At 62.1% G+C, this 26,021-nt stretch carries 23 protein-coding genes; 12 read left to right on the top strand and 11 right to left on the bottom strand.

What is annotated here, in order from left to right:
- Positions 1 to 95 precede the first annotated feature (95 nt).
- Positions 96 to 3,146, top strand: coding sequence for a lamin tail domain-containing protein (locus GEMMAAP_RS20800; protein WP_202969174.1), 3,051 nt, complete (start codon positions 96 to 98; stop codon positions 3,144 to 3,146).
- Positions 3,147 to 3,181: 35 nt separating this feature from the next.
- The gene (locus GEMMAAP_RS00580; RefSeq protein WP_053333873.1) at positions 3,182 to 4,489 is read left to right on the top strand and encodes an esterase-like activity of phytase family protein; all 1,308 of its coding nucleotides are present in this window, start codon (positions 3,182 to 3,184) and stop codon (positions 4,487 to 4,489) included.
- A 105-nt stretch (positions 4,490 to 4,594) separates the two neighbouring features.
- On the opposite strand, the gene GEMMAAP_RS00575 is transcribed toward GEMMAAP_RS00580, so the two are convergent.
- The gene (locus GEMMAAP_RS00575) at positions 4,595 to 5,065 is read right to left on the bottom strand and encodes a hypothetical protein (RefSeq protein WP_053333872.1); all 471 of its coding nucleotides are present in this window, start codon (positions 5,063 to 5,065) and stop codon (positions 4,595 to 4,597) included.
- A 52-nt stretch (positions 5,066 to 5,117) separates the two neighbouring features.
- The gene (locus tag GEMMAAP_RS00570) at positions 5,118 to 6,026 is read right to left on the bottom strand and encodes an MBL fold metallo-hydrolase (RefSeq protein ID WP_026849013.1); all 909 of its coding nucleotides are present in this window, start codon (positions 6,024 to 6,026) and stop codon (positions 5,118 to 5,120) included.
- A gap of 155 nt (positions 6,027 to 6,181) precedes the next feature.
- Between GEMMAAP_RS00570 and GEMMAAP_RS00565 the strand changes: the two genes are divergently transcribed.
- Positions 6,182 to 7,093 carry an alpha/beta fold hydrolase gene (locus tag GEMMAAP_RS00565; protein ID WP_043580083.1) on the top strand — a complete coding sequence of 304 codons (912 nt, stop codon included), beginning with the start codon at positions 6,182 to 6,184 and terminating at the stop codon, positions 7,091 to 7,093.
- A 128-nt stretch (positions 7,094 to 7,221) separates the two neighbouring features.
- Positions 7,222 to 8,556: a hypothetical protein gene (locus GEMMAAP_RS00560; protein WP_026849011.1), complete on the top strand. Its 1,335-nt coding sequence runs from the start codon at positions 7,222 to 7,224 to the stop codon at positions 8,554 to 8,556.
- Positions 8,557 to 8,622: 66 nt separating this feature from the next.
- On the opposite strand, the gene GEMMAAP_RS00555 is transcribed toward GEMMAAP_RS00560, so the two are convergent.
- The gene (locus GEMMAAP_RS00555; RefSeq protein ID WP_202969173.1) at positions 8,623 to 9,030 is read right to left on the bottom strand and encodes an MmcQ/YjbR family DNA-binding protein; all 408 of its coding nucleotides are present in this window, start codon (positions 9,028 to 9,030) and stop codon (positions 8,623 to 8,625) included.
- 101 nt (positions 9,031 to 9,131) lie between these two features.
- Here GEMMAAP_RS00555 and GEMMAAP_RS00550 point away from each other — a divergent pair, with 101 nt between their 5' ends.
- Together GEMMAAP_RS00550 and GEMMAAP_RS00545 are read left to right on the top strand one after the other, a co-directional pair.
- Complete coding sequence (locus GEMMAAP_RS00550; RefSeq protein ID WP_026849009.1) at positions 9,132 to 9,389, top strand: type II toxin-antitoxin system Phd/YefM family antitoxin; 258 nt, start codon at positions 9,132 to 9,134, stop codon at positions 9,387 to 9,389.
- Positions 9,386 to 9,781, top strand: coding sequence for a type II toxin-antitoxin system VapC family toxin (locus GEMMAAP_RS00545; protein ID WP_026849008.1), 396 nt, complete (start codon positions 9,386 to 9,388; stop codon positions 9,779 to 9,781). The genes GEMMAAP_RS00550 and GEMMAAP_RS00545 overlap by 4 nt, the downstream gene beginning before the upstream one ends.
- A gap of 129 nt (positions 9,782 to 9,910) precedes the next feature.
- Here GEMMAAP_RS00545 and GEMMAAP_RS00540 read toward each other — a convergent pair whose 3' ends face one another.
- On the bottom strand, positions 9,911 to 10,144 hold the full coding sequence (locus tag GEMMAAP_RS00540) for a DUF433 domain-containing protein (RefSeq protein ID WP_043580082.1): 234 nt from the start codon (positions 10,142 to 10,144) through the stop codon (positions 9,911 to 9,913).
- A 154-nt stretch (positions 10,145 to 10,298) separates the two neighbouring features.
- Here GEMMAAP_RS00540 and GEMMAAP_RS00535 point away from each other — a divergent pair, with 154 nt between their 5' ends.
- The gene (locus tag GEMMAAP_RS00535) at positions 10,299 to 11,549 is read left to right on the top strand and encodes an ATP-binding protein (protein ID WP_026849006.1); all 1,251 of its coding nucleotides are present in this window, start codon (positions 10,299 to 10,301) and stop codon (positions 11,547 to 11,549) included.
- Positions 11,550 to 11,604: 55 nt separating this feature from the next.
- On the opposite strand, the gene GEMMAAP_RS00530 is transcribed toward GEMMAAP_RS00535, so the two are convergent.
- The 4 genes from GEMMAAP_RS00530 to mmuM all read right to left on the bottom strand — a co-directional run bounded on the left by GEMMAAP_RS00530 (position 11,605) and on the right by mmuM (position 16,749).
- Positions 11,605 to 14,790 carry a serine/threonine protein kinase gene (locus GEMMAAP_RS00530; protein ID WP_053333871.1) on the bottom strand — a complete coding sequence of 1,062 codons (3,186 nt, stop codon included), beginning with the start codon at positions 14,788 to 14,790 and terminating at the stop codon, positions 11,605 to 11,607.
- Positions 14,791 to 14,991: 201 nt separating this feature from the next.
- Positions 14,992 to 15,534: an FKBP-type peptidyl-prolyl cis-trans isomerase gene (locus GEMMAAP_RS20165; protein WP_075071367.1), complete on the bottom strand. Its 543-nt coding sequence runs from the start codon at positions 15,532 to 15,534 to the stop codon at positions 14,992 to 14,994.
- Positions 15,531 to 15,719 carry a hypothetical protein gene (locus GEMMAAP_RS20750; protein WP_043580081.1) on the bottom strand — a complete coding sequence of 63 codons (189 nt, stop codon included), beginning with the start codon at positions 15,717 to 15,719 and terminating at the stop codon, positions 15,531 to 15,533. Before GEMMAAP_RS20750 ends, GEMMAAP_RS20165 begins: the two co-directional genes overlap by 4 nt.
- Positions 15,720 to 15,837: 118 nt before the next feature.
- On the bottom strand, positions 15,838 to 16,749 hold the full coding sequence (gene mmuM, locus GEMMAAP_RS00515) for a homocysteine S-methyltransferase (RefSeq protein ID WP_043580079.1): 912 nt from the start codon (positions 16,747 to 16,749) through the stop codon (positions 15,838 to 15,840).
- A 124-nt stretch (positions 16,750 to 16,873) separates the two neighbouring features.
- On the opposite strand from mmuM, the gene GEMMAAP_RS00510 reads away from it, so the two are divergent.
- Complete coding sequence (locus GEMMAAP_RS00510) at positions 16,874 to 17,515, top strand: hypothetical protein (RefSeq protein WP_145978925.1); 642 nt, start codon at positions 16,874 to 16,876, stop codon at positions 17,513 to 17,515.
- A gap of 178 nt (positions 17,516 to 17,693) precedes the next feature.
- Positions 17,694 to 19,337, top strand: a complete 1,644-nt coding sequence (pgi, locus tag GEMMAAP_RS00505; RefSeq protein ID WP_026849003.1) for a glucose-6-phosphate isomerase — start codon at positions 17,694 to 17,696, stop codon at positions 19,335 to 19,337.
- A 92-nt stretch (positions 19,338 to 19,429) separates the two neighbouring features.
- Here pgi and GEMMAAP_RS00500 read toward each other — a convergent pair whose 3' ends face one another.
- Entirely contained in the window at positions 19,430 to 20,059 is a 630-nt protein-coding gene (locus GEMMAAP_RS00500) for a cupin domain-containing protein (protein ID WP_158514670.1), read from the bottom strand.
- A 230-nt stretch (positions 20,060 to 20,289) separates the two neighbouring features.
- Between GEMMAAP_RS00500 and GEMMAAP_RS00495 the strand changes: the two genes are divergently transcribed.
- Positions 20,290 to 20,844, top strand: coding sequence for a TY-Chap domain-containing protein (locus GEMMAAP_RS00495; protein ID WP_026849001.1), 555 nt, complete (start codon positions 20,290 to 20,292; stop codon positions 20,842 to 20,844).
- Between the two features lie 1,083 nt (positions 20,845 to 21,927).
- Here the strand turns inward: GEMMAAP_RS00495 and GEMMAAP_RS00485 are convergent.
- Positions 21,928 to 22,467 (bottom strand): phospholipase D-like domain-containing protein, encoded by a 540-nt coding sequence (locus GEMMAAP_RS00485; RefSeq protein WP_082820941.1) that lies wholly within the window; start codon positions 22,465 to 22,467, stop codon positions 21,928 to 21,930.
- 190 nt (positions 22,468 to 22,657) lie between these two features.
- Positions 22,658 to 22,906, bottom strand: coding sequence for a helix-turn-helix domain-containing protein (locus GEMMAAP_RS21185; protein ID WP_075071588.1), 249 nt, complete (start codon positions 22,904 to 22,906; stop codon positions 22,658 to 22,660).
- A 197-nt stretch (positions 22,907 to 23,103) separates the two neighbouring features.
- Here GEMMAAP_RS21185 and GEMMAAP_RS00475 point away from each other — a divergent pair, with 197 nt between their 5' ends.
- Entirely contained in the window at positions 23,104 to 24,237 is a 1,134-nt protein-coding gene (locus GEMMAAP_RS00475) for a DNA cytosine methyltransferase (protein WP_202969171.1), read from the top strand.
- A gap of 79 nt (positions 24,238 to 24,316) precedes the next feature.
- Positions 24,317 to 25,588, top strand: coding sequence for a DNA cytosine methyltransferase (locus tag GEMMAAP_RS00470; protein WP_075071365.1), 1,272 nt, complete (start codon positions 24,317 to 24,319; stop codon positions 25,586 to 25,588).
- The last annotated feature ends 433 nt before the right edge of the window (positions 25,589 to 26,021 follow it).

The raw sequence follows: 26,021 nt of genomic DNA, 5'->3' as shown, positions 1-26,021 counted from the left end.
CATAGGAACGCAGTCCGTTACCAGGGACCCCGAGTGTGGGCGACTGCGATTGACGCATGGTCAATCGCCACGTCTTGCCTTCCCGGAGTCTGTCCGTGACCCGTCTACTGTTCCGGGGCGCCGTTGCCCTTGTCAGTGCCGCCCTCCTCGCCAGTTGCGCCGATAATCCGGTAGCTGTCGAAGCACCGAGCGACGCCCCCCGCTTCGCCATTTCCGACGCCGCCCGCGGTGGCCAGCCCGAGTTCTTCTGGCTCGCCCCGACAGTCGCCGCGAATCCCACCACCGGCGGCACGTTCGACGCCGACGCGCTGAGCGAACTTTCCGTCGAAGTGTGTGCCCTGGACAGCACCAGCGTGTGCGAGGGCCCGGCCATTGAACGATTCGACGCCACCAGCCTGCCCACCCCCAGCCGCCTCACGTTGGATGCGACGCGTGAACGCTACGAGTTGCAGTGGCTCACGGGCCGCAGTGGGGCACAGGCCGGACAAGCCTATCGAGTGTCTGTCCTGCGCAGCGGGCAAACGCTGGGCTTTGTGGATGTCATGATGGTGCGCAATACACCGGCGCTCGCCTCGGTCGACGCGTCGCGCTTTACCGGACTGGTCGCCGGTCAGCAGTTCGCGGTGCGCTTCCGCCTCGAGCAGCCGGTCGCCCGCAACTATGTCAAGATCAACGAAGTGGAGTCGAACAACGGTGAGCCCGGCGACTGGGTGGAACTCTACAACACCAACGATCGACCGCTCGATCTGTCCGGCTACGTCTTTCGCGATAGCGACAACAGTCGCGGCTATGTGATTCCGGCCGGCACGATCATTCCCGGCCGTGGGTTCCTGGTGCTCGACGAATCGCAGTTTGACTTCGGCCTTGGCGGCGGCGATCAGGCGCGGTTGTTCGCGGCCGATGGCACCACGCTCGCCGACAGCTATCAGTGGACCGCCCACGCACTCACTACCTACGGCCGTTGCCCAGACGGCACTGGCGCCTTTGCCACCACCAGTATCGTGACCAAGGGCAGTGCCAACGATTGTGACGTACTCATTCGCATCAACGAAATCGAGTCCGATGGCGGCGCACCGGCCGACTGGATTGAGCTGTACAACCCCAGCGCGCAACCCGTATCGCTCGCCGGTTATGTCCTGAGCGACAACGTCGACGCCAGCCGTACAACTCTCCCGGCCGGCACGACCATTCCGGCCAATGGCTATCTGGTGCTGGAGCAGGAGCAATTGGGCTTTGCGCTCGATGCCGCAGATGCGGTGCGCCTCTATCGCCCCAACGGCACCGCGCTCGTGGACAGCTTCAGCTGGACCTCACATGCCGCCACAACGTTCGGCCGCTGCCCCGATGGTGTTGGCGCGCTGATCGTCACGTCGGCCGCAACGAAGGGCGCAGCCAATAGCTGCGTGGTGGCCACCACCACCGTCAAGATCAATGAAGTCGAGTCCAACGGCGGCACGCCGGGCGACTGGGTGGAGCTCATCAACATTGGCGCTACGGCCGTTGATCTGAGCGGCTACGTGTTCCGCGACAACGATGACTCGCGCGTGCCGTACACGCTGCCGGCCGGCACCATTATCGCCGCTGGCGGTTACCTCGTACTCGACGAAGCGCAGTTCGGCTTTGGTCTGGGTGCTGGCGATGCCGCGCGCCTCTTTGCACCAGGTGGCGGCACACTCGTAGACAGCTACACGTGGACCGCCCATGCGGCCACCACGTATGGCCGCTGCCCCAATGGCACCGGCGCCTTCGTGACCAGCCCTGCGTCTACCAAGGGCACACCGAACAACTGCGGGATTCTCGCGGTTGCCGTGAAGATCAACGAAATCGAGTCGGACGGTGGCACACCGGGTGACTGGGTCGAGTTGTTCAACACCGGCGCAACCACCGCCGACATTTCCGGATACATCTTCCGCGACAATGTCGTGACTGGCGGCTATGTCATCCCCGCCGGCACGACCATCGCGCCGGGTGCATATCTGGTGCTTGAGCAGGCGCAGTTCTCCTTTGGGCTCGGCGGCGGCGACCAGGCGCAGTTCATTGCCCCAGACGGCACCACGGTGCTCGACAGCTACACGTGGACGGCACACGCCACCACCACGTACGGTCGCTGCCCCAATGGCACCGGGTCGTTCGCCACGACGCTTGAATCCACCAAGGGCGCCGCCAACAACTGCCCGGCTCCACCAACGTTCTTTGCCTGGCCCGGTGATGCCACCGTCGTGAGCGAGACGTTCGGCAACACCACGTTTGGCGGCAACATGAGCGGCCTCGCCTATCAGGCGTCCGGCACCTCGGCCCCGGGCGTCATGTGGGCGGTGCGCAACGGCCCCGGTGCGTTGTTCCGCCTGGTGTGGACCGGCAGCGCGTGGGCGCGTGACGCGGCCAACGACTGGAGCGCCGGCAAGCTGCTGCGCTACCCCAACGGGTTGGGCGATGTCGACGCCGAAGGCGTTGCGCTGGTAGGCTCTGCCATCTATGTGGCTTCGGAACGCAACAACGCCAGCAACTCCGTGAGCCGCAACAGCATTTTGCGCTACGATCCGTCGGTAAGTGGTACCACGCTCACCGCCGCGATGGAGTGGGACATCACCGCCGACCTGCCGGCGAACGGCGCCAACCTCGGCCTCGAAGGCATCACCTTCGTTCCCGATGCGTATCTGGTGGCCCGCGGCTTCCGCGTGCAGGGTACCAATGCCCTCTACAATCCGGCCAACTACCCCGATCACGGCGACGGGCTGTTCTTCGTGGGTGTTGAGGCCACTGGAGCCATCCACGCATATGCGCTCAATCAGGTGACCGGGTCGTTCACCCGACTGGCCACCTTCACCAGCGGATTCCCTGTGGTGATGGAGCTGAGCTTCGACCGCGAACTGAATCAGCTCTGGGCCATCTGCGACAACGGGTGCAACGGTCGCTCCACCATTCTCTCCATCGATACCCAGAGCGGTTCGAGCTCACTGGGCTCCTTCGTTGTCACCCAGCGTTTCGAACGGCCGAGCGGCTTGCCCGACGTGAACAACGAAGGCTTCACGCTGGCACCGCAGGCCGAGTGCGTGAGCGGCCGCAAGCCCGTGTTCTGGGTGGATGACAACGAGACCGGCGGCATCTCGCTGCGCCGTGGGCTCGTGACCTGTTCGGCATTCTGAAACATTCCCCTTTCAACTTTCCAACGAGCTTTCCCATGCGTTCATCTACACCCCTGCTGCTCACCGTCGCTGCCACCTGCCTGGCTGCGTGCACGGAGCGTCAGCCCTTCGCGACCGAATCCGACCTCGACGTAGCCGCACGCAGCGCCAAGGCCGGCGCGACGCCCACGGTGCAGTTCGTGGCCACCCGCGACCCTGACGTGCTCACGACCGTTGGTGATGTGGTCGTGAGCAAGAGCGGCTACGGCAGCGGCATGGCTCTCGTGCCGGGCACGTCGCGCGATTTCTATCTGCTCACCGATCGCGGCCCCAATTACGACGGCCCGCGCAGCGCCGGCACCCCGAAGCGCTTCCCCGACCCCACGTACGCGCCGCGCATCTATCGTGCGCACATCAGCGGCACGAAGTTGCGCCTGGACGGCGAGATTGTGCTCAAGGCAAAAAACGGTACGCCCATGACCGGGCTGCCGCTGCCGAGTCTGGCCTGCGGCAATACGCTGGAGATTGGCCAGAACGTCGATGGCAGTGGCCCACTGTCCGACGTGAACGGCCTCGACCCCGAAGGTATCGTGGCCCTGCGTGATGGCAGCTTCTGGCTGTCGGATGAATACGGCCCGTTCATGGTGCACTTCGACGCCACGGGGCGCGAGATCGAACGTTATACACCGTGCAACAACGGCGGCTTGCCGGAAGTGTACAAGCTGCGCCGCCCCAATCGTGGCATGGAAGGGCTCACCATTACGCCCGACGGGCAGTGGCTGGTGGGCATCATGCAGGCGCCGTTGGAAAATCCGGCGCAGGAAGATGTGCGCGACAAGTCCCTGGTCACGCGTATCCTGTTCAAGCATCTCACCAACGGCAGCACACGCGAATACCTCTATCTGCTCGACAGCCCGACCATTCAGGGCAATAGCGAAATTCTGGCCCTCTCGGCCACGCGTTTCCTGGTGCTCGAGCGCGACGGCACATTCCTCTTCGGCCCCCGTCCCGCAACGCTCAAGCGCATTTACGAAATCGACATCACCAACGCCACTGACGTGAGCGCGCTGGGTGTGCTCGGCGCCACGCCGGTCGAGGGGAAAACCCTCGAACGCTCCACCGAAGCACAGCTGTTGGCCGCTGGCATCAAGCCGGTCACCAAGCGCGAGCGCGTTGAGCTCACGCGCCTCGGCTATCCGCACGACAAGCCGGAAGGGCTGGCCATGGCGCCCGGCAACATGCTCTTCGTTATCAACGACGATGACTTTGGCATCGTGTCGCAAGCCGGTGTGCTCACCCAGAAGATCCTTCCGCCCACGACACAGGCTGACAAGCCATCGCTCTGGCAGATTCGTTTGCCGTAAGGCGGCGTGGCAGTGCGATGTGACAACGCCCGGCGTGCTTAGGCACCCGGGCGTTGTCTTTTCACCGCATGTTCGCGCACCGTGCGCACCGCTACCGTTATAGGTCTACGGCAGCGTAACCCGCGCCCCACGCAGCGGCTTTGGTGTTTCTGGTGCCGGCGCCGGTGCCCCGGCCGCATCAAACAGCTTGGCCGTCTCAGAAGCCGTAAGCGAATCCCCCTGCACCACAATCTGCATGGTGAGCTCCAGCCGCCCGGTGTACTGATGCGTACTGCGGTCCGCCGACAGCTCCACCCACTTGGCGTCAATACGGTCCCCGCGATCCGCCCAGATGCCCTTGCCGTCACTGTCGCTGCCGCGCGCATTGCCGGCATCCGGGTTGGCCTGCTGCATGGTGCCGTCGGCGTTGAACACATACAGGTGATGCGGAAACGGCGCGTTCGGGTCCTGCACCAGCCAGGTCCCCACAATGGGATGCACCGGGGGCGCCTGTTCGCGTTCATCATCGCACCCCACCGCACTCATCGCGCCGGCCAGGAGAAGCGGGAGAATGTGGAGCTTGCCGAGTGAGCGCATGACGCAGCGGGTGTGGGGAGGGGAAAGGGCAGGCGCTCCAGACGGTAAGCGCTCACTGCGCCTTCGTATCGAAGCCTAACGTGAGAAGCTTAAGCGCCATCAGCCGTTCAAGATTCGCCAGATCGTGGGCGACGACCACGTGCACCCCTTCTCGCTGCACATCGCGGAGCCAGCGAAGCTCCGCGGCAACCTGCGTCCGATCCTCACCGCCGAACCGTCGCGTAGTCCCTTCGGGCTTCTGCCGCTGATTCTCGATGCCGTCCATGGTCCACGCGACGTCCCCGGCCAGCAGAAGCTCTTCGCCTGTCTTGAGGCGTACGAATACCATCTGCGAACCGGGCGTATGCCCCGGCGACTTGATCAGCACCACACCAGGCGCCAAGGGCATCAGGCGGTCATAATCGAACTGCAGATATTTGGCAGCCGTTGCCGAGTCAATGCGAATATCGGGACGACTGGGACGTTCGAGCAGTGTGCGCACCTGTGCGCGCAACAGCAGCGTGTGCGACTGGATTGTCGAGAGATAGGGCGACTTCAATACGCCTGCGATATGGTCGTAGTGCTCATGGGTCACCAGCACGAGACGCGCGTCGCGCATGGCCGTGTGAATTCGCTGGTGCGTCGACTCATCGAACGTTTTGCTGGTCGGGACGAATGAACGATCCATTGCTGCGTCCACCATTATCCACCCGCGCGGGAACCGCAGCTGAAACACGGGGACAGCCGCCCGAATCGTGTCGACTCCTGCCCCTTCCACCCAGTCGGCACGCGGGATCAGGAACGGGTTCTGCAGCTCGAGCCGAATCGCAGTCGGCGCCTCCCCCGGGATGGCATTGGCCAGTCGACGCACGTCCGAGAGCAGCGGCGCCGAGAACTTCTCGTCCTGGGCGCTGAGGCGCGTGCTGACGGATGTGCTGAGGAGCACACAGAGCAAGAAGGTGTGGCGTGTGAACGAAGCCATCGATTTGGGGAGGAGCTGGTCGAAATGGAAAGGGCGGTCACGCCCACGAAATTAGCTGGCCGCGGGCTCTTCGCTTGCGAGTTCTACCAGCCAACCGCCAATTCAGCACACGGCATTCAACTCACCACGGCCACCTCGCCGGCTGCCACGCGCCCATGACCCGACTGCTCCTGCTTGCCTGGCTCGTCATCGCCGCGCCGGCGATGGCCCAGCCCACTAAGGCCACCGCCGACATTATCACCCGCGTAACACACGGCTACGCCAGCTCCAATGGCGTGCGCATCCACTACGCGGCGCTCGGCGATGCGCGCAAGCCGCTCATGGTGATGATCCACGGCTTCCCCGACTTCTGGTATACCTGGCGTCACCAGATGGCTGCGCTGTCAGGCGACTACTACACCGTGGCCATTGACCAGCGTGGCTACAACCTGTCGGACAAACCCGATGGCGTGGCGAACTACGCCATGCCGCTGCTCGTCAACGACGTGGTCGCCGTGATCAAGTCACTTGGCCGCGAGAAGGCCATTGTCGTGGGGCACGACTGGGGCGGGGCTGTGGCCTGGTCGGTGGCCATGGCACAACCGGAGGTGGTGGAGCAGCTCATTATTCTCAACCTGCCGCATTTGCGCGCGCTGCGCCGAGAGCTGGTGAACAATCCGCAGCAGGCCGCCAACAGTCAGTATGCGCGCAACTTTCAGCAGGCCAACGCCGCGCAGGCGCTCACGGCCGAAGGGCTGGCCGGGTGGGTCACCGATACCTCCGCGCGCGCACGCTACGTGACGGCGTTCAAGCAGTCGAGCATGGAGGGGATGCTCAACTACTACAAGGCCAACTATCCGCGCGAACCGTACACGCTCGACACCACGCCACTGGTGAAGGTCAAGGCGCCGGTGCTCATGATCCACGGCCTCACCGACCGCTACCTGCTCGCGGCCGGCCTCAATGGCACGTGGGAATTCGTGGACAACAGCGTCACCATCGTGACCGTGCCCAACGCGGGGCACTTTGTGCAGCATGAAGCGACGGACATAGTCACGCGCACTATGCGTATGTGGCTGCGGCGGTAACGATAGGGGTAACGGGTCCGCGGATCCCTCAGATGGTCCCCGTGACCAGCGCCACGGACGTTCCGTCCTTCCGGTACCCCCCATACCTTTATTGCATCGTTCCGCCCCACCCTCCTCCGCTTCTGCTCATGCCTTCCCGCCGCTCCCTGTCGCTGCCCGGTGTATTGATTGGCGCCCTCGCCGGCGCTTCCACCCTCGGCGCACAGACGCTCGAACTCACCGCCTCCCCGGCGGCCGCCACCATCTACCGCCTCAAGGAGCTGGACCGGTCGCTCGAGCGCATTGGGGTGGGCGCGGCGAAGCTCAAGCTCGAGAAGAACGAGTCGAACACCGTGGTCGTGCGCCTCGAGGGGTTCAAGGAGGTCCGGCGCTCCTTCCCCAAGGGCCCCGACTACAAGGACAAGCGCATCACCCTGTTCCTCAACCGGCGCGTCGTGGAGGTGAGCGCGCTCCCCTTTGATGCGACGATCTACATCAATGGGACGGCCACCGGACAGCGACAGGCCGACGTGGAGGTGGAGGAGGGAAGTTCCGCCACCGTGGAGCTGCGCAAGCCGGGCTTTGCCACCGTGCGCCGCGTCTACCAGTGGGACAAGGGCTCCACCCAGTACCCGGTGTCCACCGACAAGCTTGAGCTGGTGGACCGTCGCGTGGCCGTCACGGCGGCACTGCCCGGTGCCGAGGTCTTTACGGGCGACACCAAGCTTGGGGACGGCGTGGCCGACGTCGTGGTCCCCAACGGCGGGTGCACCACCATCCGGGTGCAGAAGGCCGGGTGGACCCCCACCGAGCGGCAGTACTGCAACAAGGAAGGGTTCCCGCCCCCGCCCATGGGCGACCAGGTCCCGCTGTCCGGGCGTGTGGTCGCGGTGAACGCGCCCCAGGGCGCACGGGTGTTCGTAAACAACCGGCAGGCGGGCACCGGCGCCGTGAGCGTGAAGATCCCCGAGGGCGGGTGCGTGACGGTGCGGGTGGAGCAGTCCGGCTTCATGCCGTGGCAGGAGCCCTACTGCGTGCAGGACAACGCGCCGGCGCCGCCGCTGGAAGCCAACGTGCAGCTGGCCGCCGACGAATCGTACGGCGCCTCAGTGGCCAGCGATCAGGCCAACGTGAACATCACCGTTGAGGTCTCGTCCAAGCTCGCCGAAGAACAGGCGTGGAAGCTGGTCTCGAGCATCGTGCTCTCCGCCTTCGACGTATTGGAGAACTCCGATAGCCAGACCGGCTACCTGCGGACGGCGTGGCAGGTGCGCACCTGGAAGGAGACCGGTCGGGTGGTGCGCACGCGGGTCATCGTGAAGCGGCAGGGGGACTCGCCGCTGCGCTACGCCATCAAGATCGATTCCGAACAGAACCGGGACCCGCTCAAGTCCGCGCGCGACGACGAAAACTTCGAGGCGTGGGATCGTCTGCTGAACAGCTACAAGGATCTCATCAGCGAGATGCAGGCGCGGCTCAAGTAAGTCCGCGTCGTTGAACGCTACGGGTGTTGCACCAGCCAGGTGCCTCCAGGTGGAACAATAGGCTCTTCAACCAGGCTGACTCTTTGAATCCCCGTGGAGCCGCTCATGCTCCTGCAGCAGGCGTTTGGGCGCGACTTGTCGCCACGCCTCCTCCAGCAGCGGGGTGAGCTCCTCCGTGTTGGCGGCGCCAAGTCGCACCAGCACCGCCGGGTAGCCGAGGTAGTGGTCGGTCACGAAGTACGTGGCCGGCGCGCTTGCCAACAAATGGTCACGCACCGCGAACGGCACTTTGAGCACGAGCGTCGTGCCGTCTTCCCAGAGCCGAGCGAAAGCTTTGTCCCGCACCTTGAGGGCGGGGGTGCCGTAGCTCGTGCCCACCTCCACGCTCGGCAGCGTGGCGGCCAGCGCGCAGACGTCGGCGAACGTGAGAGGGTTCACGGTAATCCGGTCCATTGGCTGATCGGTCTTGCCCATAGCAAGCGCTTACGGTGGAAGACATCCCAAGATACCCTGACGATGTACAGCAATTGACCATAGTCATTGACCATAGTCAAATGCCAAAGTACGTTTGAGGTATGCCCTCCAAGCCCATCGAGACCATTGCCATCTCCGAGTTTAAGGCCACCTGTCTGGCGGTCCTGGAGCGCGTGCGGCGGACCGGGACCTCCATTGTTGTCACGAAGCGGGGCGAGCCGGTGGCACAGATCAACCCGCCGTCGGTCGCCAGTACCGGCGAGGCCTGGCTCGGATCCATGGCCGGCACCGCCACCCTGACCGACGATCTCATCGCCCCGGCCAGTGCCACGAACGACTGGGACGTGTTCAGCGCATGAAGCTGCTGCTCGATACCCACATCTGGCTGTGGGCACTGCTCGACCCGGATCGCTTGTCGCCAGCGGTCCGATCGGCGCTGACGTCGGCCGAGAACGAACTGTGGCTCTCGCCGGTCAGTGTCTGGGAAGCGCACCTGCTCGCCGAACGCGGTCGCATCACCATTGATGAAACGCCGGCCGTGTGGGTGGAGCGCATGGTACAGGCGCTCCCTCGGCGCGAAGCCGCCCTGACCACCGACATCGCCGTCGCCAGCCGTCGCCTCACACTCTCGCATGAGGATCCGGCCGATCGCTTCATTGCGGCCACCGCGCAGGTGCTGGGACTGACGCTGGTCACCGCTGACGCACGCCTGACGGAGTCCACGGAGTACGCGGTGATGGCGAACGTGTGACCGACGAGACTCTCGGAAGCGCTCGACTTCCGAGCTTCTTCCGAGTTCTTGAAGCCCACCTGTACGCTCCGGAAACGCGACCTGGAGGAGGGCTGGTGGCAGCTGCGCGTCTATCCAGAGCCGCACAGCTTACACCGCGAGAACGGGGTGCCCCAGGCGACGACTGGCAAAGCGCAGACAGGCCGCCACATCGTCGCGCTCCAGATCGGGGAGCTCCTCGACCACTTGATGGGTGGTGAGCCCTACCGCCAGCAAATCGAGCACATCGCTCACCCGAATGCGCATTCCCCGCACGCAGGGACGCCCCCCGCATTGGTCGGGGTTCACGGTGATCCGGTCCATTAGCTCAACGGTTTGACCCATTGGCAGCGCTCGAGGTGGAAGACACCCCAAAGATACCCGGACCACCGCCAGCCTGATGTGGTTATTCAACCTTGCAATTAGCCGATATCGAACCTTACGATCAGCCGCTATCTAACCTTGCAATCAGCCGCTCATCAGGGTTACGATTAGCCGTATGTCAAATCCGGCCGATTATCCCCGATTCGCCGAAGCACGGCTGCTCGAAGCGCTGGCCGACTCGCCGGCCGTGCTCGTGCATGGACCGCGTCAATCGGGCAAGACCACGCTCGCCAGAACCGTGGGAGACCGGCTGGGCTACGCGTACCTCACGTGTGACGACGATACGGTTCGTGGAGCGGCGCTGTCGGACCCGGTAGGCTTCGTGGCGGATCTGCCGGCGCGCGCGATTCTCGACGAAGTCCAACGGGTCCCTGAGCTGTTCACCACACTCAAGGCGGCGATCGATCGCGACCGCACGCCGGGCCGCTTCATCCTCACGGGCTCGGCAAATGTGCTGCTCCTGCCCCGGCTGTCGGATTCGCTGGCCGGACGCATGGACGTCCTGCGACTGCATCCCCTCGCCCAGGCAGAGATCGAGCGAAAGGAGCCACGGTTTCTCGAGCAACTGTTTGCGGGTGCGTTCCAGGCGCCACCAAAGCCGCGGCTCGCCGCCGGTCTGATCGACCGTGTCGTGGCTGGTGGATATCCTGCCGCGCTCGCGCGATCGACCGCGCGACGGCGGGCGACCTGGTACCTGAACTACCTCGACGCACTGGTGCAGCGTGATGTGCGCGACCTGTCGCGTATCAGCTCACTCGATGCGTTGCCGCGGCTGTTGGCCGTAGCCGCCGCGCACACGGCGCAGTTGCTGAACGTGGCGGAACTCTCCGCGCCATTTCAGCTCTCACGGCCAACCATCAATGACTACATCACGCTGCTCGAGCGGGTCTTCCTGCTCGACCGCTTGCCGCCGTGGCATTCCAACCGACTGAGCCGACTGGTAAAAACGCCCAAGCTGCATGTCGGCGACACCGGATTGGCGTGCGCACTGTTGGGGATGGACGCTGAGGCGCTGCGGGCCGACCGCACGACGTTCGGCCATTTGCTGGAGACGTTCGTGTATCAGGAATTGCGACGCCAGGGAAGCTGGTACGAGGACCCGTTGACCTTCTTTCACTTTCGCGACCGAGATGGTGTGGAAGTGGACGTGGTCATCGAGCGCGGTGCGCACCAGCTGGCTGGCATCGAGGTAAAGGCCGGCGCAACCGTCACGGCCGCCGACTTCAGCGGACTGCGGAAGCTCCAGAGCGTTACGGGAGCGCGCTTCCGCTGTGGCGTTGTGCTGTATGACGGGGAAACCACGGCGTCATTCGGCGACGGCTTGTTTGCCGTTCCGCTACGCAGCCTCTGGGACACTACGGCTTAACCGCACTCCACGCCGGACACGGCAGCGGCGGTAGCGCCATACCCACGGCAGCTGTTCAGCCCGTGCCGCGCCGCAGTCGCTCCACACGCGCGCGCACATCCCGCACAAGTGGCTGCAGTTCCGGATCGGCGTTCTTCCAAAGCCCGAGCAGCATTTCGTAGTGCTGCAGCGCCTTGGCCTTGTTGCCCTTGTCTTCGTACAGTGACCCGAGGCGTTCAAAGGCTACGGCCTCGAAGCGGGGCCCGGTTCCGTTGATGCGCGAGCGCGAGTTGCTGGCGAGATACCGCTCGAAGACCGCGATCGCCGAATCCGGCCGCTCGGCGCGAATATAGGCAAGGGCCAGCGATGGCCCGAACTGGCCGACGCCATTCTCAGGGTAGTTCGTAATGGCCGCCTGCAGCGTATTGATGGCGGTATCGAACTGTTTCTCGTGCATGGCGAGTTCACCACGCAGCAGGGCGAGCATGCGACCGTCGTCCCGAACATTGGACGTGGCGAAGCGCTTCCCGAGCGAGTCGGCCATTTGCCGCGCCAGATCAGGGAGGCCCGCCCGCAGAAGCGACACGCCCCACCGACCATATTGACGATCGGCATCGTTGGCGGCTCGCCAGTCGTACCGCTTGATTGCCTCCTGCGCGAGACGGCGCGCTGATGCCGTGTCGTTCCCCAGGACGGCAGCATCCTGCGCACGCTCGAGCGTCGTCTGCAGCCCGTCTGGCGTCTGCCCCTGTGATGCGACGCCACTGTCGGCCAACGCCTGCAGCCGCTGGGCTTCACGCACACGGCCTTGCCTACGAAGCGCGGAGGACAATCCCCGCGAGAAATCGATCCGCAACGTCATTCGATCGGCAAAGCGCCCGAGCGCCTTGGTGAAGAACGCTTCTGCTTCCGCCGCCTGTTCTGGCCGCCCCAACGTCCACGCTCGCATGCGCCACGGGGCATCGGAGTTCTCGCCCAACGCCTTCTCGGCGCTATCGGCCGCGGCGAGGAGCTGCGTGAACTCACCCAGCTCGACCAGCTGGCCTGCAAGGTTCGTCCATCCGGTTACGATACCGGGCTCCAGTCGGGCCGCCGCGCGAAAATCGTCAGCCGCCCCCCTGAAGTCGCCGATGCCGGTTTTCAGAACGCCAAGATTGTTAATGGCCGGGAAGTAGGTGGAATCGCGCTGACGGAGCGCCTCGAGCGCGGCGACCGCTTGACGGATGTCTTCCCGAGGACCGGTGCTCCAGTACGAAGCGGTCGTCAACAGCCGTTCGCTTTCGCTCAGGCGGTCGCGCAACTCATACGCCTTCACCAACATCTGTACGATCTTTGAGCGATCCGCGGTTCGCCGATTGCCGAGCGATACCGCGTACTTGCGATAGGCCATGGCAAAGCCCGGGTCGAGCCGTATGGCTTCCTCGAGTAGCGGCCCGCCCGTGCCGATGTCATCCTGCTCCTCGATGGCCCGCATGCCGCGTACGTACAGCTTCAGCGCTTCTACGCTGGAGGTAGTGACCCGCTCGAGCGGCGCGGCGGCGCGAATATCCTTGAACGATTCGCCGATACGCTCACGTAGTGCCCGTGACATGCGCTCAACAGCCGGGAGTAGCTCGTCAAGGTTCGACGCGGTCTCCCGAAACGCGCCAAGTTCATCCCCGGTCTGCGTCGTGAGCAATCGTGCGGCGACCACATAACCGTTCCCGAGCTGTACGATCTCTCCGTCGACGATCGCCTTGATGCCTTCGCGCGTCGCCACTTCGCGCGCGAGCGACAAATCGACGCCGGCATCGTTGCTGCGCCGCATCAACCGCAACACATCACGCACGTTCGCCCGTGACAGCACGCGAATACTGCGCGACTGCGCCAGATCGGCGCGCAGCGCTTCGGTGATCGTGACGCCAAGGGACGTATCACTCGCCGGACTCTTGAAGTCGGTGAGGATCAGTTTCTCGTTTGCTGCCAGCGCGCCCTTGGCAATCAGCGAGCCCACGGGGCCGATTCCGTACGCGCGCGCGGTCATGAACCCGCCCAGCAGCAGCACGAACGAGGTCACCGCCACCACCCCGCCCTTCCACGTGCGCTGCCACGACACGTGCGGGCTGGCCTTGATCGCCAGCGTGGCCATCGTGCCCATTGGCATCGCGCCGCCGCCCGGCGTCAGCGTCGGCGTGGTGGTGAGCTGACGATAGCTCGCGCGTTGCACCCAGCCCGTGAATAGCAGCGCGACGAGTCCGATCCCCATCAGCAGGGAGGCACCGGTCATGGCCCAGGTGGGCAGCCCCACAGTCACAGTCGCCGCCCAGGTCACCGCCAGGACCACGGTTGTCGCGGCTCCCCACATCGCCAGCATGTGAGCGAACGGCACGGCACCTCCGCGCAGCACCACCGGCGCAGCCGCCCCCGATCCCGTCGTGACGACCGCATCGAGTACGCGGGAGAGATCGGCAGCGGCCTTCGGACGCGCGTCGGGCTCTTTCGCCAGGCACGTCATGACCAGGTCCGCGAGCGCCGGTGGCGTATCCGGCCGCAACTGCGTGACCGGCCTCGGCGGCTCAGTCATCTGCATGGCGAGCAATCGTGTCGGCGACTCGCTCACGAACGGCGGACGGCCGGCCAGCATCTCGTACGCCATCGCGCCGAACGCGTACAGATCGGCCCGATGATCGGTGCTCGCATCCCCCGCCGCCTGCTCCGGCGACATGTACGCGGGGGTGCCCACCGACATGCCGGCCTTGGTGAGCGTCGCACCGACCGGCGCCGCCTTCTGCGACGCCGAGATGGCTTTCGCGATCCCGAAGTCGGTCACGGTGGCGCTGCCTTCCGACAGCAGCACGTTGTCAGGCTTGATGTCGCGATGCACCACGCCACGGCCATGCGCGAACGCCAGGGCACGGGCGACATCGCGCAGCACCGCGATGACCTCGCCGATGGGCATCGCCCCCGCCGTGAGCCGCTGCCGCAGGGACGGCCCATCCACGAACGGCATGGTGAACCACGGCAAACCTTCCGCATCACCCGACGCGATCACCGGTACCACGTGCGGATGCTGCAGTTGGGCAGCGAGCAGCACCTCGCGCTTGAAGCGCTCCACACTCACACCGGCAAGCAGCTCGGGTGCAAGCACCTTGATGACGACACGACGGTTGAGCGCACGTTCGGTCGCGAGATAGGTGCGAGACATGCCACCGCCACCGAGCTCACGCTCTATGGAATGTGTGGCATCGAATGAGCGCTGCAATCTCGGGAGCAGATCGTCCACAGACGTGATGTGCGTGAGGGCGTCAATAACTGCGGAGGCCAGGGCCAATCCCGTTTATGCTATCGACTGACCCCACGCATCGCCAGTAAACATTTGTGAATTCGACTCCAGATTCAGCACACGTTTCGGGACGGCCGCTCGCTCCGTTCGCGACACGTCGGGGACCCGTCACACGTCCGTCGCGTTCAACGCTGTTGCCCCCTACGGCTTCACCGCACTCCACGCCGGACACGGCGGCGCTGTCCCCGCCCCTCGCGGCGCGCCTTGTGGGCGCGGCAGGGTATCGGCCACCTGCATCACCTCCACGTCAAAAATCAGCGTGGCACTGGGCGGAATGACGGGCGGACGCCCCTTTTCGCCGTACGCCAGCTGATACGGAATGATGAGCCGACGGGTGCCGCCCACGCGCATGCCGTCAAAGCCGACGTCCCAGCCGGCAATCACACGCCGAAAGCCCTGCGGAAAGCTGATGGGATTTTTGGCCGCCCCGGCGTTGGTGGTGTCGCGCGACGAATCGAACTGTTTGCCGTCGGTGGTCCACCCGGTGTAGTGCGCAAAGATGCAGCTGCCCGGTGTTACCGGTGCGCCGGTACCCACACGCATATCCACGGCCTGCAACGTGAAGAGCGCGCGCGGCTTTTCGCTGACGGCAGGGATGGGCGCGGCGTACTTGGGCGCGCGGGCGCAGGCGGCGACCATGAGCGTTGTGAGCGTCAGGGCGAGGGTTCTGGACGCGTGACTCATGCGTCCTGCTCCGCGCGCGCCGCCATGATTTCCGCCTTCTCGCGAAAGCTCACACTCGCGCCGCATTGCGTGCAGCAATAGTTGCCGGTGCGCTCTCCCATATCGTACTCCCGCGAGAACGCGGGATGCGGGCACGGTTTGTCGCCCCACGCGCGTTGGAGCTCGGTGGCTTTTTTCTTTTGCATGAGCAGTACGATGGGGAGTGTGTGTGCAGCGGCGGATCGTCCGCATGGTGTCAACGCGCAACGCCAGCGGGTCTATGGGTTCAGTATACCCCAAAACGCGGGTGCATGACGGCCAGCCTCACCCGCCATCAACCACCGCACGCACGACCTTGATATCCTCCGGCGTGGTGCGGCAACAGCCACCAATCCACGAAGCTCCGGCCTCTATCCACTCGTGCAGATAGCCGGTGAAGCGCGTGGCCGACCCCTCCCAGCAGCGCGCGGTGGCGTTCCACAGCTCCCCCGAGTTGGGGTAGACAATCACGGGCTTGTTGGTCGCAGCGGCCATGATGCGTACCAGCGGGGTCACCAGCACCGGGTCCACACAATTGACCCCCATGGCCACCACCTGCGCTTCCGCGTGCAGCATCTCTGCGCACTCGGCAATGGCATCACCCGCACACGTATGCGCGCCGTCTCGGCAGGTAAACGTCACCCAGGCGCGCGCGTCGGGATGCTCACGGAGCACCCGCACAATGGCCCGCGCCTCCAGCAGCGACGGCAGCGTTTCGCAGGCCAGCAGGTCGGGGCCCGCACCCAGCAGCGCCTCCATGCGTGGCCGGTGAAAGGCCACGAGTTCGTCTTCGGTGAGCCCGTAGTCACCGCGATACTCCGAGCCGTCGTGCAACGTGGCCCCGTACGGCCCCACCGATGCGGCCACCCACATATCGCGGGTGGTCGCCGAGTCGCTGGCGGCAACCTGCGCCCGCGCGGCCTGCGCGAGGGTGACCGACTGCTGGAGCAACCGCACCGTATCGCCGTGCGAATACCCGCGCGCACCAAACCCCGCAAAGCTCGCCTGATAGCTCGCCGTGATGGCCACGTTGGCGCCGGCCTCGAAATACTCGCGATGCACCGCCTCAATAGCCTCGGGGGCATCGGCGAGCACACGGGCTGACCAGAGCGCGTCTGACAGGTCATGACCGCGCCGCGCCAGCTCGGTGGCGAGTCCTCCATCAAGGACCAGCAGACCGGTGGTCGGGTGAGACATGGGTGACACTCCACGGTGGCAAAATGTCTGTCCGTACGTGCCGGCGGGGCGGGTCGAACAGGAGGGGAATATGGCGAGCACGCGCCGTATTGTCGAAAACCGCCCCGGGCCGTTCTTTATGGTCATGACAGCGACCGACACCACCGTCTTTGGCCTCCTGGCCTTCTTTGCGGTCTTGATGGCGTTGATGGCCTGGTGGGGGATCCGTCTGGCCAGGCGCGCGGAGCGGGAGAATGCGGCGGCCACGGTGCATGATGTGCGGGCCGCCGCGGCGCGCCATATCAGTGGGCGAGATTTTGCCTACGTCTTGCTGCAGGGGCGGCTGTCGGCCGGCACGTTTACGCTCAACGTGCACGATGCCAACGGGGCCTTGATGACACAGGCCACGACACACGCCGTGCCCATGCAGGGCGTGTTGCAGACCTTCACGTTGGATGGGCGGCGCTACCAGTGCAGCACCGAAGGGATCATGGGTCGTCGCGTAATCCTGCGCGAGGCCGACACCCAGCAGGTGGTGATGTCTGCGCTCCACGAGTCGTTGCGGGTGCAGTTTTTCCGTGAACGCAGTGATGACCTGTTGTTTGAAGTAAAGGTCGGGACGGTGTTTGCGGAGTACTCCACCGTACTGCAGCAGGCACAGGAGATCGGCCGTCTGGTAGACGCGAATCTTGCGGCCAGCCGGGTCCGCGTCCTGACGCTCTCGGGGGCGGAGCTATCGCGTCTGGAGCGGTGCTTCCTGCTATGCCGCATGCCGGGCGGGGGCTGAGGCCGCTCCGTAAACGACTCCCGGTTCCCGCTGTACGGGCACTCGTCGTCCCACCATACTTCGAGCGAGATGCAGGACTGACGATTGGCGTCACCCGCATGGCGTCACCCGCATGGCGTCGCCCGCGTGCGTGCACGCGCGCCGGGCTGGCAGGATTCGCACGAACAGGAACGCACCGATGACCGCTCTTGATGAATCTCTCACCGCACGCGCCACCTGGCGGGCGCTCGGCGCACATCATGAAATGCTGCAGGCCGCGCATCTGCGCGCCTTGTTCGCCAACGATCCAGGTCGCGGTGAGCGCCTGACGGCCGAAGCGGCAGGGCTTTTTCTCGACTACTCCAAGAATCGGATTACCGACGAAACGATTGGCCTGCTGGTGCAGCTGGCGCAGGCGTGCGGGCTGCAAGCGCACATCGACGCCATGTTTGGCGGCGAGCACATCAACAACACCGAAGACCGCGCCGTGCTGCACGTGGCGCTCAGGGCACCGCGTTCGGCGGTCCTCACGACGGGCGGCAAGAACGTGGTGCCGGCCGTGCATGAGGTGCTCGACCGGATGTCGGATTTCGCCACCCGCGTGCGAGGTGGCGAATGGACGGGGCACACGGGGAAACGGATCCGCAACGTGGTCAACATTGGCATTGGCGGTTCCGACCTCGGCCCGGTGATGGCCTACGAAGCGCTCCGCCACTACAGCGACCGGTCACTCACCATCCGCTTCGTGTCGAATGTCGATGGCGCCGACCTGGTGGAAGCCACGCACGATCTCGACCCGGCGGAGACGCTGTTCATCGTTTCCTCCAAGACGTTCACCACGCTCGAAACGATGAGCAACGCGCAGAGCGCGCGGGATTGGTGCGTGCGCGGACTGGGCGGCGACACGAACGCGGTGGCGAAGCACTTTGTGGCCGTCTCGACGAATGCGGACAAGGTATCTGCCTTTGGTATTGATCCGGCCAACATGTTCGGCTTCTGGGATTGGGTGGGCGGCCGCTATTCCATGGACTCGGCGATTGGCCTGTCCACGATGATCGCGGTGGGGCCGGAGCATTTCCGCGCCCTGCTTAATGGGTTTCACCAGATGGACGAGCATTTCCGCCGCACCCCGTTTGAGCAGAACCTGCCGGTGCTCATGGCGCTGCTGAGTGTGTGGAACACGAACTTTCTCGGGGCGCAGTCCATTGCCGTGCTGCCGTACGAGAACTATCTGCGTCGCTTTCCGGCCTACCTCCAGCAGCTCACCATGGAGAGCAACGGCAAGCGCGTCACGCGCGAGGGGGTCGCGGTGGACTACCACACCAGCCCCGTGTACTGGGGCGAGCCCGGTACCAACGGACAGCACTCGTTCTACCAGCTCATCCACCAGGGCACGCGCCTCATTCCCTGCGACTTCATTGTGTTTGCCAACGCGCTCACGCCGCTAGGCCGACACCATGACATTCTCGTGGCGAATGTGCTGGCCCAGGCGGAGGCGCTCGCCTTTGGCAAAACGGCGGAGGAAGTGGCCGCCGAGGGCACCGCAGCGGCGCTGGTGCCGCACCGGGTGTTTGAGGGGAACCGCCCGTCGAATATGCTGCTGGCGGATACACTGACGCCGGCGGTGTTGGGGGCGCTGATTGCGCTGTACGAGCACATCGTCTTCACGCAGAGCGTGATCTGGAACGTCAACGCGTTCGATCAGTGGGGGGTGGAGCTGGGCAAGGCGCTGGCGCAGGCCATTGTGCCGGAGCTCGAGTCCGCGTCAACGCCTGCGTTGGCGCACGACAGTTCCACCAACGCGCTTATCCATAAGTACCGTAGACTGCGCACCGCGCCCTGACCCATGGGCACAACACCGGCCCACCCAGCGTGGGCCGGTCATGCATTCGTAAAGGAGAGGGTGCTGGCCGCCGGTGTGTGCAACAACCCAGGTCAGTGCGGCTGCACCAGCACCACTTCCGCGGTTGACCCCGCATTATGGCGCAGCCGGTAGCGGGTGCCGGCGGCGATGACCGTGAACGCGCCCGGGGTGGAGAGCAGTGTGGCGGGGCCGCCGTCGCGCTCAATGGTGGCGCTGCCGCTCATGGGGAGAATGGCTACTACCGTGCGCGTGGCCTGCTTATATGGCGACGTATCGCCGGGGGCGAGGGTCACGCGCGTTTGCCTGAACCACGAATTCGACAGCTCCGGCGCACCGAGCAGCTCGTTGCCAATGGGTGTGGTAAACGGCCGCGGTGTGCCGTCGGTGGTGACCACGGCAATGAGCCGAAAGAGCGTGGTGCCAATGTTCGTGACCCGGTGCGATTTGGGACGCACCGGATAGATGGTGTCGGACAGCGTGCGCCCCACCACCCACTGCAGAATGGGCGGCGTGCCTGGTGGTGGCCAGTCACCGCCCACGAGCTGTTCGATGGTGCGTGACACCGATACGCTGGTGTACAGAATGGGCGTGGCGTGCAGATGATAGAGCGACGTGTCACCCGGCGCGATCTGCACATCGAGCACGCGCAGGCCACCGCCTTCGAACATGAGTCGGTGGCGGGGTTCTTCGTGGACTGGCACTACACGCTGGGCGTATAGTGGGCTGGCGCATGCCAGGGCGGAGAGTGCGAGTAGGACGCCTAGCCTAGCAGAGATGCGTGTATTCGAGCGAGTCATGCGCATGAAATTGGGTGAATTGCCTGCTAATGGTAGGTCTCGATGGTTCCTGGGCACCGCCGGCATTGTCAGACCCTCCGCGTAGTTTTTGCTGTGAACCGAATGCTCGCCGCACTTCAACCGCGGAAGGTCCCATGGCTGTAAACAAGCACTGGCGCGACTTCACGAAAAACCTCGCCGCCTGCATCGGGGCGTTGAGCGAAGACGAGTACCTCATCATCGCGCGCAAGGGGGCGAATCAGTACGTGCAGTTTGCCGGGCAGGGCGCCTACGGCATCCGCGCCGAGGCGGCAGGCAATGGATACATCGAGCCACCCGAACTGCTGTTGGATGAACGGCAGTATGCACGGATGCAACGCCTGGGTTGGAGTCGGCCCACGGCGCTTCCTGACGAACCATGCGCTCTGGGTTCGCCGAATTTTTTCACCCAGATGCTCCCGACAGAGGTTGGTCTACGTGAGCTGGCCAGGCGCACTACGCAAACCTTTCGGACGGTGTACGGCGTGGCGCACCCGGGAATGCTGCACTACGAGGCCTTCCACTCTCAAGGCACGTCAATCCGGTTTCCTACGCTGTTGATCAAGCGGAGAGTACCGGAGCCGGTGACACCGAGGATTGAACGTTGGTCCGAGGAGAGTGACGACCTGGAATTGGACCATGATAGCGACATGGAGCTGGGCTTTGATTGACAGTCGGTTCGGGGCAGCATCGCATGTTCTGGCTCAACTCTACGAGGGCATCGGGAAAGGGCGCGTCTCAACGTTTGTCAGACAAGCTTCGCCCCCGCTTCCCACTTGTGCAACGGCCACCATGATCTGGTTGGTCTCCGTAGACCGACCAACTTCCTGCTGACCCCTTGGGTCTGCACCCAATGTCTTGACCCAGCGCGACTCACATTTTGGCGGTAGTGTAGAGGCTGGCCCAAGCCCCGAGTGCGGGCGGAGAGGACAGCAGATGCGGACCAGCAAGTACAGCCCAGAGCAGATCGCGCACGCCCCATCGGTTCTACTTACGATCTAGTCTGTACCACTGTGCACTCTCGATATCGGACTTGGAAACAACTGTATGACTATCGCTCAATTGGCTCAAGTCCGTCAACGGGCTAGTACTAATTCCAAGCTTGAGCTTCTCGAAAACCCTCGAGCCAAGGATGCTTGTATCTGCGTCCAAGAGCTTATACCTAAGTATTCTGTCAGTTGTTAGTGTACCGGTACTTACCCACTCAAAGATCGCGACGGGGTTGGTCATTCCTCTCATTTCTGGGGCCTCGAACCTTGCGAGATTGGGCACTCTGTTATTCCCCCGTTTGACAAAGTCGTAGCCAATAGGACGTACCGAATGGTCCTCACCCGAGACAACCTCGGTTGCATGATTCATGAATGGTGACTGATGAATGATTAGCGAAACTTGTACTTGAGTACCGGTACGACGTGGTCGGACTCTCATTAGCAGGAAAGCTCCATCACCCTCGATGGATACCGTTGGGACATACGGTGTCTGAGGCTGGCCGCCGCAAACGATAGCTGGGGGTTTAACCGTAGGCCGACGATAGGTCATTCCCGTCCTTACCGACTCTCCCACGAACAGGGCCTCTGCAGCTATAAGGGCAGCATCTGGCGGAGAGGGTTGTCCATTCGGCTCTAATACAGTGCTTCCGTCTGTCGAACCACTGCCGAGACGGGCACTTATCTCGCCAGATTTCCTTCCAAGAAGCGGTGCGTATTGCTCAAGAGTCTCAAGTGTTACGCGTCGCGCGAATCCTTCTCCCTCGCTCATTGCATCTCGCTCCAATAGCGTTCAAAGTGGCCCTTGAGACTTTGGTAATTGGATAGGTGGTCTGCAATGGTCAAATCAAACGTTATCAAGACGTTTGCTTCTACATTCTCGGCAAGCCCCCCTTCTGTCCAATTTGAGGATCCAATAATTGACAACGCTCGCCCCTCTTGCTCATTCGCGAAGAGATAGATTTTAGGGTGAAATGTTCTTCGGGGCTCATGATATAGAAAGAGTTCAGCGTTCGGATACGGAGCAAACAGTCGAAGAAGAGTTTCTACGGCGTGATACTCGGTCCCACGACCAGTCGTACCGAAAGTATCAGCTCCTAAGGTCAGAGCGATTGAAGCACCCCTTTCAACAAACGACGAAAGGGCACTGAGAAGTCGAACATCGTTGCCTGAATGCCTAGCAAAAGCAACGGCGCCGCGGAAAGATGTCCAGCCACCATTCTCAAGCTCCCACACAAGTATCTGAAGAATGCTTCGACCTTCTTTACTTGAGTAGGGAAGAATTATCAGTTCTGTATTTGCTAACATCTGCGTGTCTTCTGTGGGAGTGATCCGAAAGCGCGCCTGTTTGTTGGCTGTCGATTATCCCTGCCAACGAGAGTAGCAGGTGCGACAATGCGAAGCGATGAAGAGCGGGTAAGTGTGGCGTTGTTCGCGGTATTTTTGAACCATCCGCCACTTTTGACTTCCCGAAGATGACTGCCCCTGGGTGGGCACTTCAATCCACCCTGATTTCCTTGAGCAAATCCCCGGGGTCAACATCTAATGCATGCGCAACGCGACAAATAGTTCGAAGAGTGGCATTCACCTCTCCCGCCTCAATCTTTTGAATGTGCCTCCACCCAAATCCAGAGCGACGCGCAACTTCCTCTTGAGTTAACCCCTTGGCGTTACGTGTTACTCGAACCGCTCTGCCTAGGCTTCGCTGGATAGATTCGGCACTAATGAGTCGCTTGCTGTTGCCCATAGTCATCAGGCTAATGCACCCTCCGCCATCCCTACCACGCCCTAGCATGGCGTGTTGGGTGCCATTCAGTTAGTTTGAGGTTGAGAAGTTGATTCGCACTTCGATTTCGTCCTGCCCGACTACAATATCGATGTGCACGCGATGAAAGTGACATCTACTTTCGTCAGGTAACCGTTCTGTTAGGGAGTCAATCAAGCATGGGAGCCAACAACCTCTCAATTATCGATCTCTTCTGTGGCACGGGCGGCTTTTCGCAGGGGTTCCTTAACTTCTCCACGCGATTCGCACTCAAGTACGCTATAGACCTAGATGCCTCAGCGAGCGAAACAGCCCGTCGAAATCATCCCGGTATACTAGTAGAGACGAATGACATACGTTCGGTATCACCGCAAAGTGTTCAGTCGGCGATCCGACGGAAAAGAGTTGATGTCGTTATTGGGGGGCCGCCCTGTCAAGGATTCTCATCGCTAAGGCCGAATAGATCGAACAAGCGAGAGGACGATCGCAACAATCTGTATCTTAGGTTTGCGCAGTTCGTCGAGGCATTTCGACCAAAGGTAGTCGTTCTCGAGAACGTAGTCGGCTTGCTCACTCACCAGGGGGGAAGAACTCTCGATCAACTACTTGAGTCTTTCACCAAGCTTGGCTATTCGGTGGACTGGCGAATCCTCAACGCGGCGAGCTATGGCGTTCCGCAGAAGCGTGAACGTTTCATTATGATCGCAGCTCGGGATAATCGCGCTGTTCACTTTCCTTCGCCTACGCATTTTTTTGACGGAAAGGTGATCGGATTCAAGGATCGCTCTCGATACTTGCTTGGTGGATCAGGTCTTCTTAGAGCCGTTTCGGTTGAGGATGCGATCGGGGAGTTGCCACAACTTGAGCGCGGACAGGAATTGGTCTGCTACGATCAAGATCCGAAGAATGACTATCAGCGGGCTCGAAGAGCGCGTGCAAAATCTCTGACTCTCCATCGCGCCGCAAATCATTCAGATCGAATGCTCGAAGTTATAAAGCATGCGGGGCCAAACATTTCGAGTATTCCAAAGCATCTGATCAGTAGTGGGTTCAGTTCATGTTACTCGCGTCTTTCAGCAAGCGAGCCCTCAACAACTATTACCGTAAAGTTCCAAAGCCCGGCTTCGAACAAATGCATTCATCCGACCCAGCATCGAACGATCACTCCCAGGGAAGCGGCTAGGCTTCAGTCCTTTGATGATGACTATCTGTTTGTCGGACCTTACACTGAAATCGCTTCGCAGATAGGAAATGCAGTTCCTCCTCTTCTGGGTAGCGCTATCGCAGCGACCGTGCTTTCCATGCTCAACTGAGCCATTTGCCGTTCAAACAATTGGATGGCTCTTTTCTTGGTAATATGGTTCGCCCGCTATCCCATACGATCAGCCTACGATGAACACTGCTTCCCGAAAGCTCGGAATCAGCCTCTTTTCCTCCGCCGGCTTAGGGGAATTGGGAATGGTCGCCGCCGGTGTAGAGGTGCTCGTTGCGAACGAACTACTTTCAGATCGTTGCGACCTTTACGAAGAGAATTTTCCCTCTACGAAAATGTTTCGGGGGGACATTTGGGATCGTCGAAGCACAATCATCGAAACAACCAAGCAAATACTTGCTGGCGAAGAACTGTTCATGGTATATGGGACACCCCCATGCCAGGGAATGTCAACTAACGGTGCGGGTAAGTTGAAATCCTTAGTTGCATCCGGCGTTCGCGAAGAGGAAGACGCTCGAAATCGTCTTATCATTCCGGCTATGGACGTTATCTGTGAGCTTCGGCCGAAGTGGTTAGTGCTTGAGAACGTACCAGGAATGCGTTACACCGAGATTCGCACTGAGTACGGACCGCGTCTTATCCTTGACTACATACGGGAACGCCTGGGACAAGAGTATGTCGGCGGTGGCGAAGTCATCTCATGCTCTGATTTCGGTATCCCACAGCTGAGGAAACGCCTCATTACCATTTTTACCAGAGAGCCAAAAGGCGCAGAGTTCTACCGATCGAACGGTATGTCATTTTTCCCCAGCAGTGAGCGCCGGATGCCAGTAACGCTCCGACATGCGATTAGTAATTTTCCGGAAATTGACGCCAGTGTTGGAAAGAATGCTGCTCCGTGGTTTCATCCACTCCACCGTGTCGGCGTAATGAAGCCCGAGAAGTACTGGTGGGTAAGTCACACTCCAGAGGGGGAGACCGCATTTAATAACCAGTGCGTAAGTCCATTCTGTGGATATCAGGGTAACCGTCGGCATTCGGATCTTATCGAAGATGGTCGATGGCAATCAAGCAAGAGTACTCCGATCTACTGTGAGCGCTGCGGAGAACTTCTCCCTAGGCCGAGCCTTGCCGAAGCGGACGGACTCTCTCGTCGTTTGATTCGTGGATTCCACTCCGCATATCGGCGCATGGAGTGGGACAAGCCGGCGCGTGCCCTAACAAGCAATTTCCCATTTGAGGCGTCAGACAATAAGATTCACCCGTCGCAGAATCGAGTACTTTCAACTTATGAAGCGTTGGTGATTCAGACTGTCAGTAGATACGAGTATCGTTGGATAATTCGTGGGAAGGACGCGTCTCGTACCTTAATCGCGCATGCAATCGGTGAGAGTGTCCCCCCCTATCTCATCGCACAGATTGTTGAAAAAACGGTAAGACTGTCGGGATAAATGTGGTGTAGCAGCAGTGCTTTAGAGTCAGCGACAGGGCACGCGTGACACCGACGTAGTCATTTGTTCTGAGTCAAACGGAGTGATGTTGCGCAACATGTTAATTCAGCCTGTGAACGGCATTACTACGAAGGGCTTGTAGTCGGCGTTTGCGGAGGCGGATCTGGCTCTCTATCGATATCGCGTGGTTGAAGCTGAGAGCTACTCGGCAGGCTCGACGTTGTCAGGGCCACCGATACTGAGAAGGGTTTGCGGGATCTGAGAAGGGAAAACAAAGCCGCAGGCGCCGGACCGACTGACAACACGCCAAAAACCTCCCTCACTTCAACTTTCCTCGATCAGCATTCAGTAACCGGAGACGACAAACTCTTGGCGGAGTAGTCAGTCTACTAAGCACATGCGGTCGGCGCGACTCGTCCCCAGTTCTTCCGGC

This window comes from Gemmatimonas phototrophica (assembly GCF_000695095.2).
Classification (GTDB): Bacteria; Gemmatimonadota; Gemmatimonadetes; order Gemmatimonadales; family Gemmatimonadaceae; genus Gemmatimonas; species Gemmatimonas phototrophica.
Note: the sequence above shows the minus strand (reverse complement) of the source record. Positions and strands in the feature narration are given on the sequence as shown.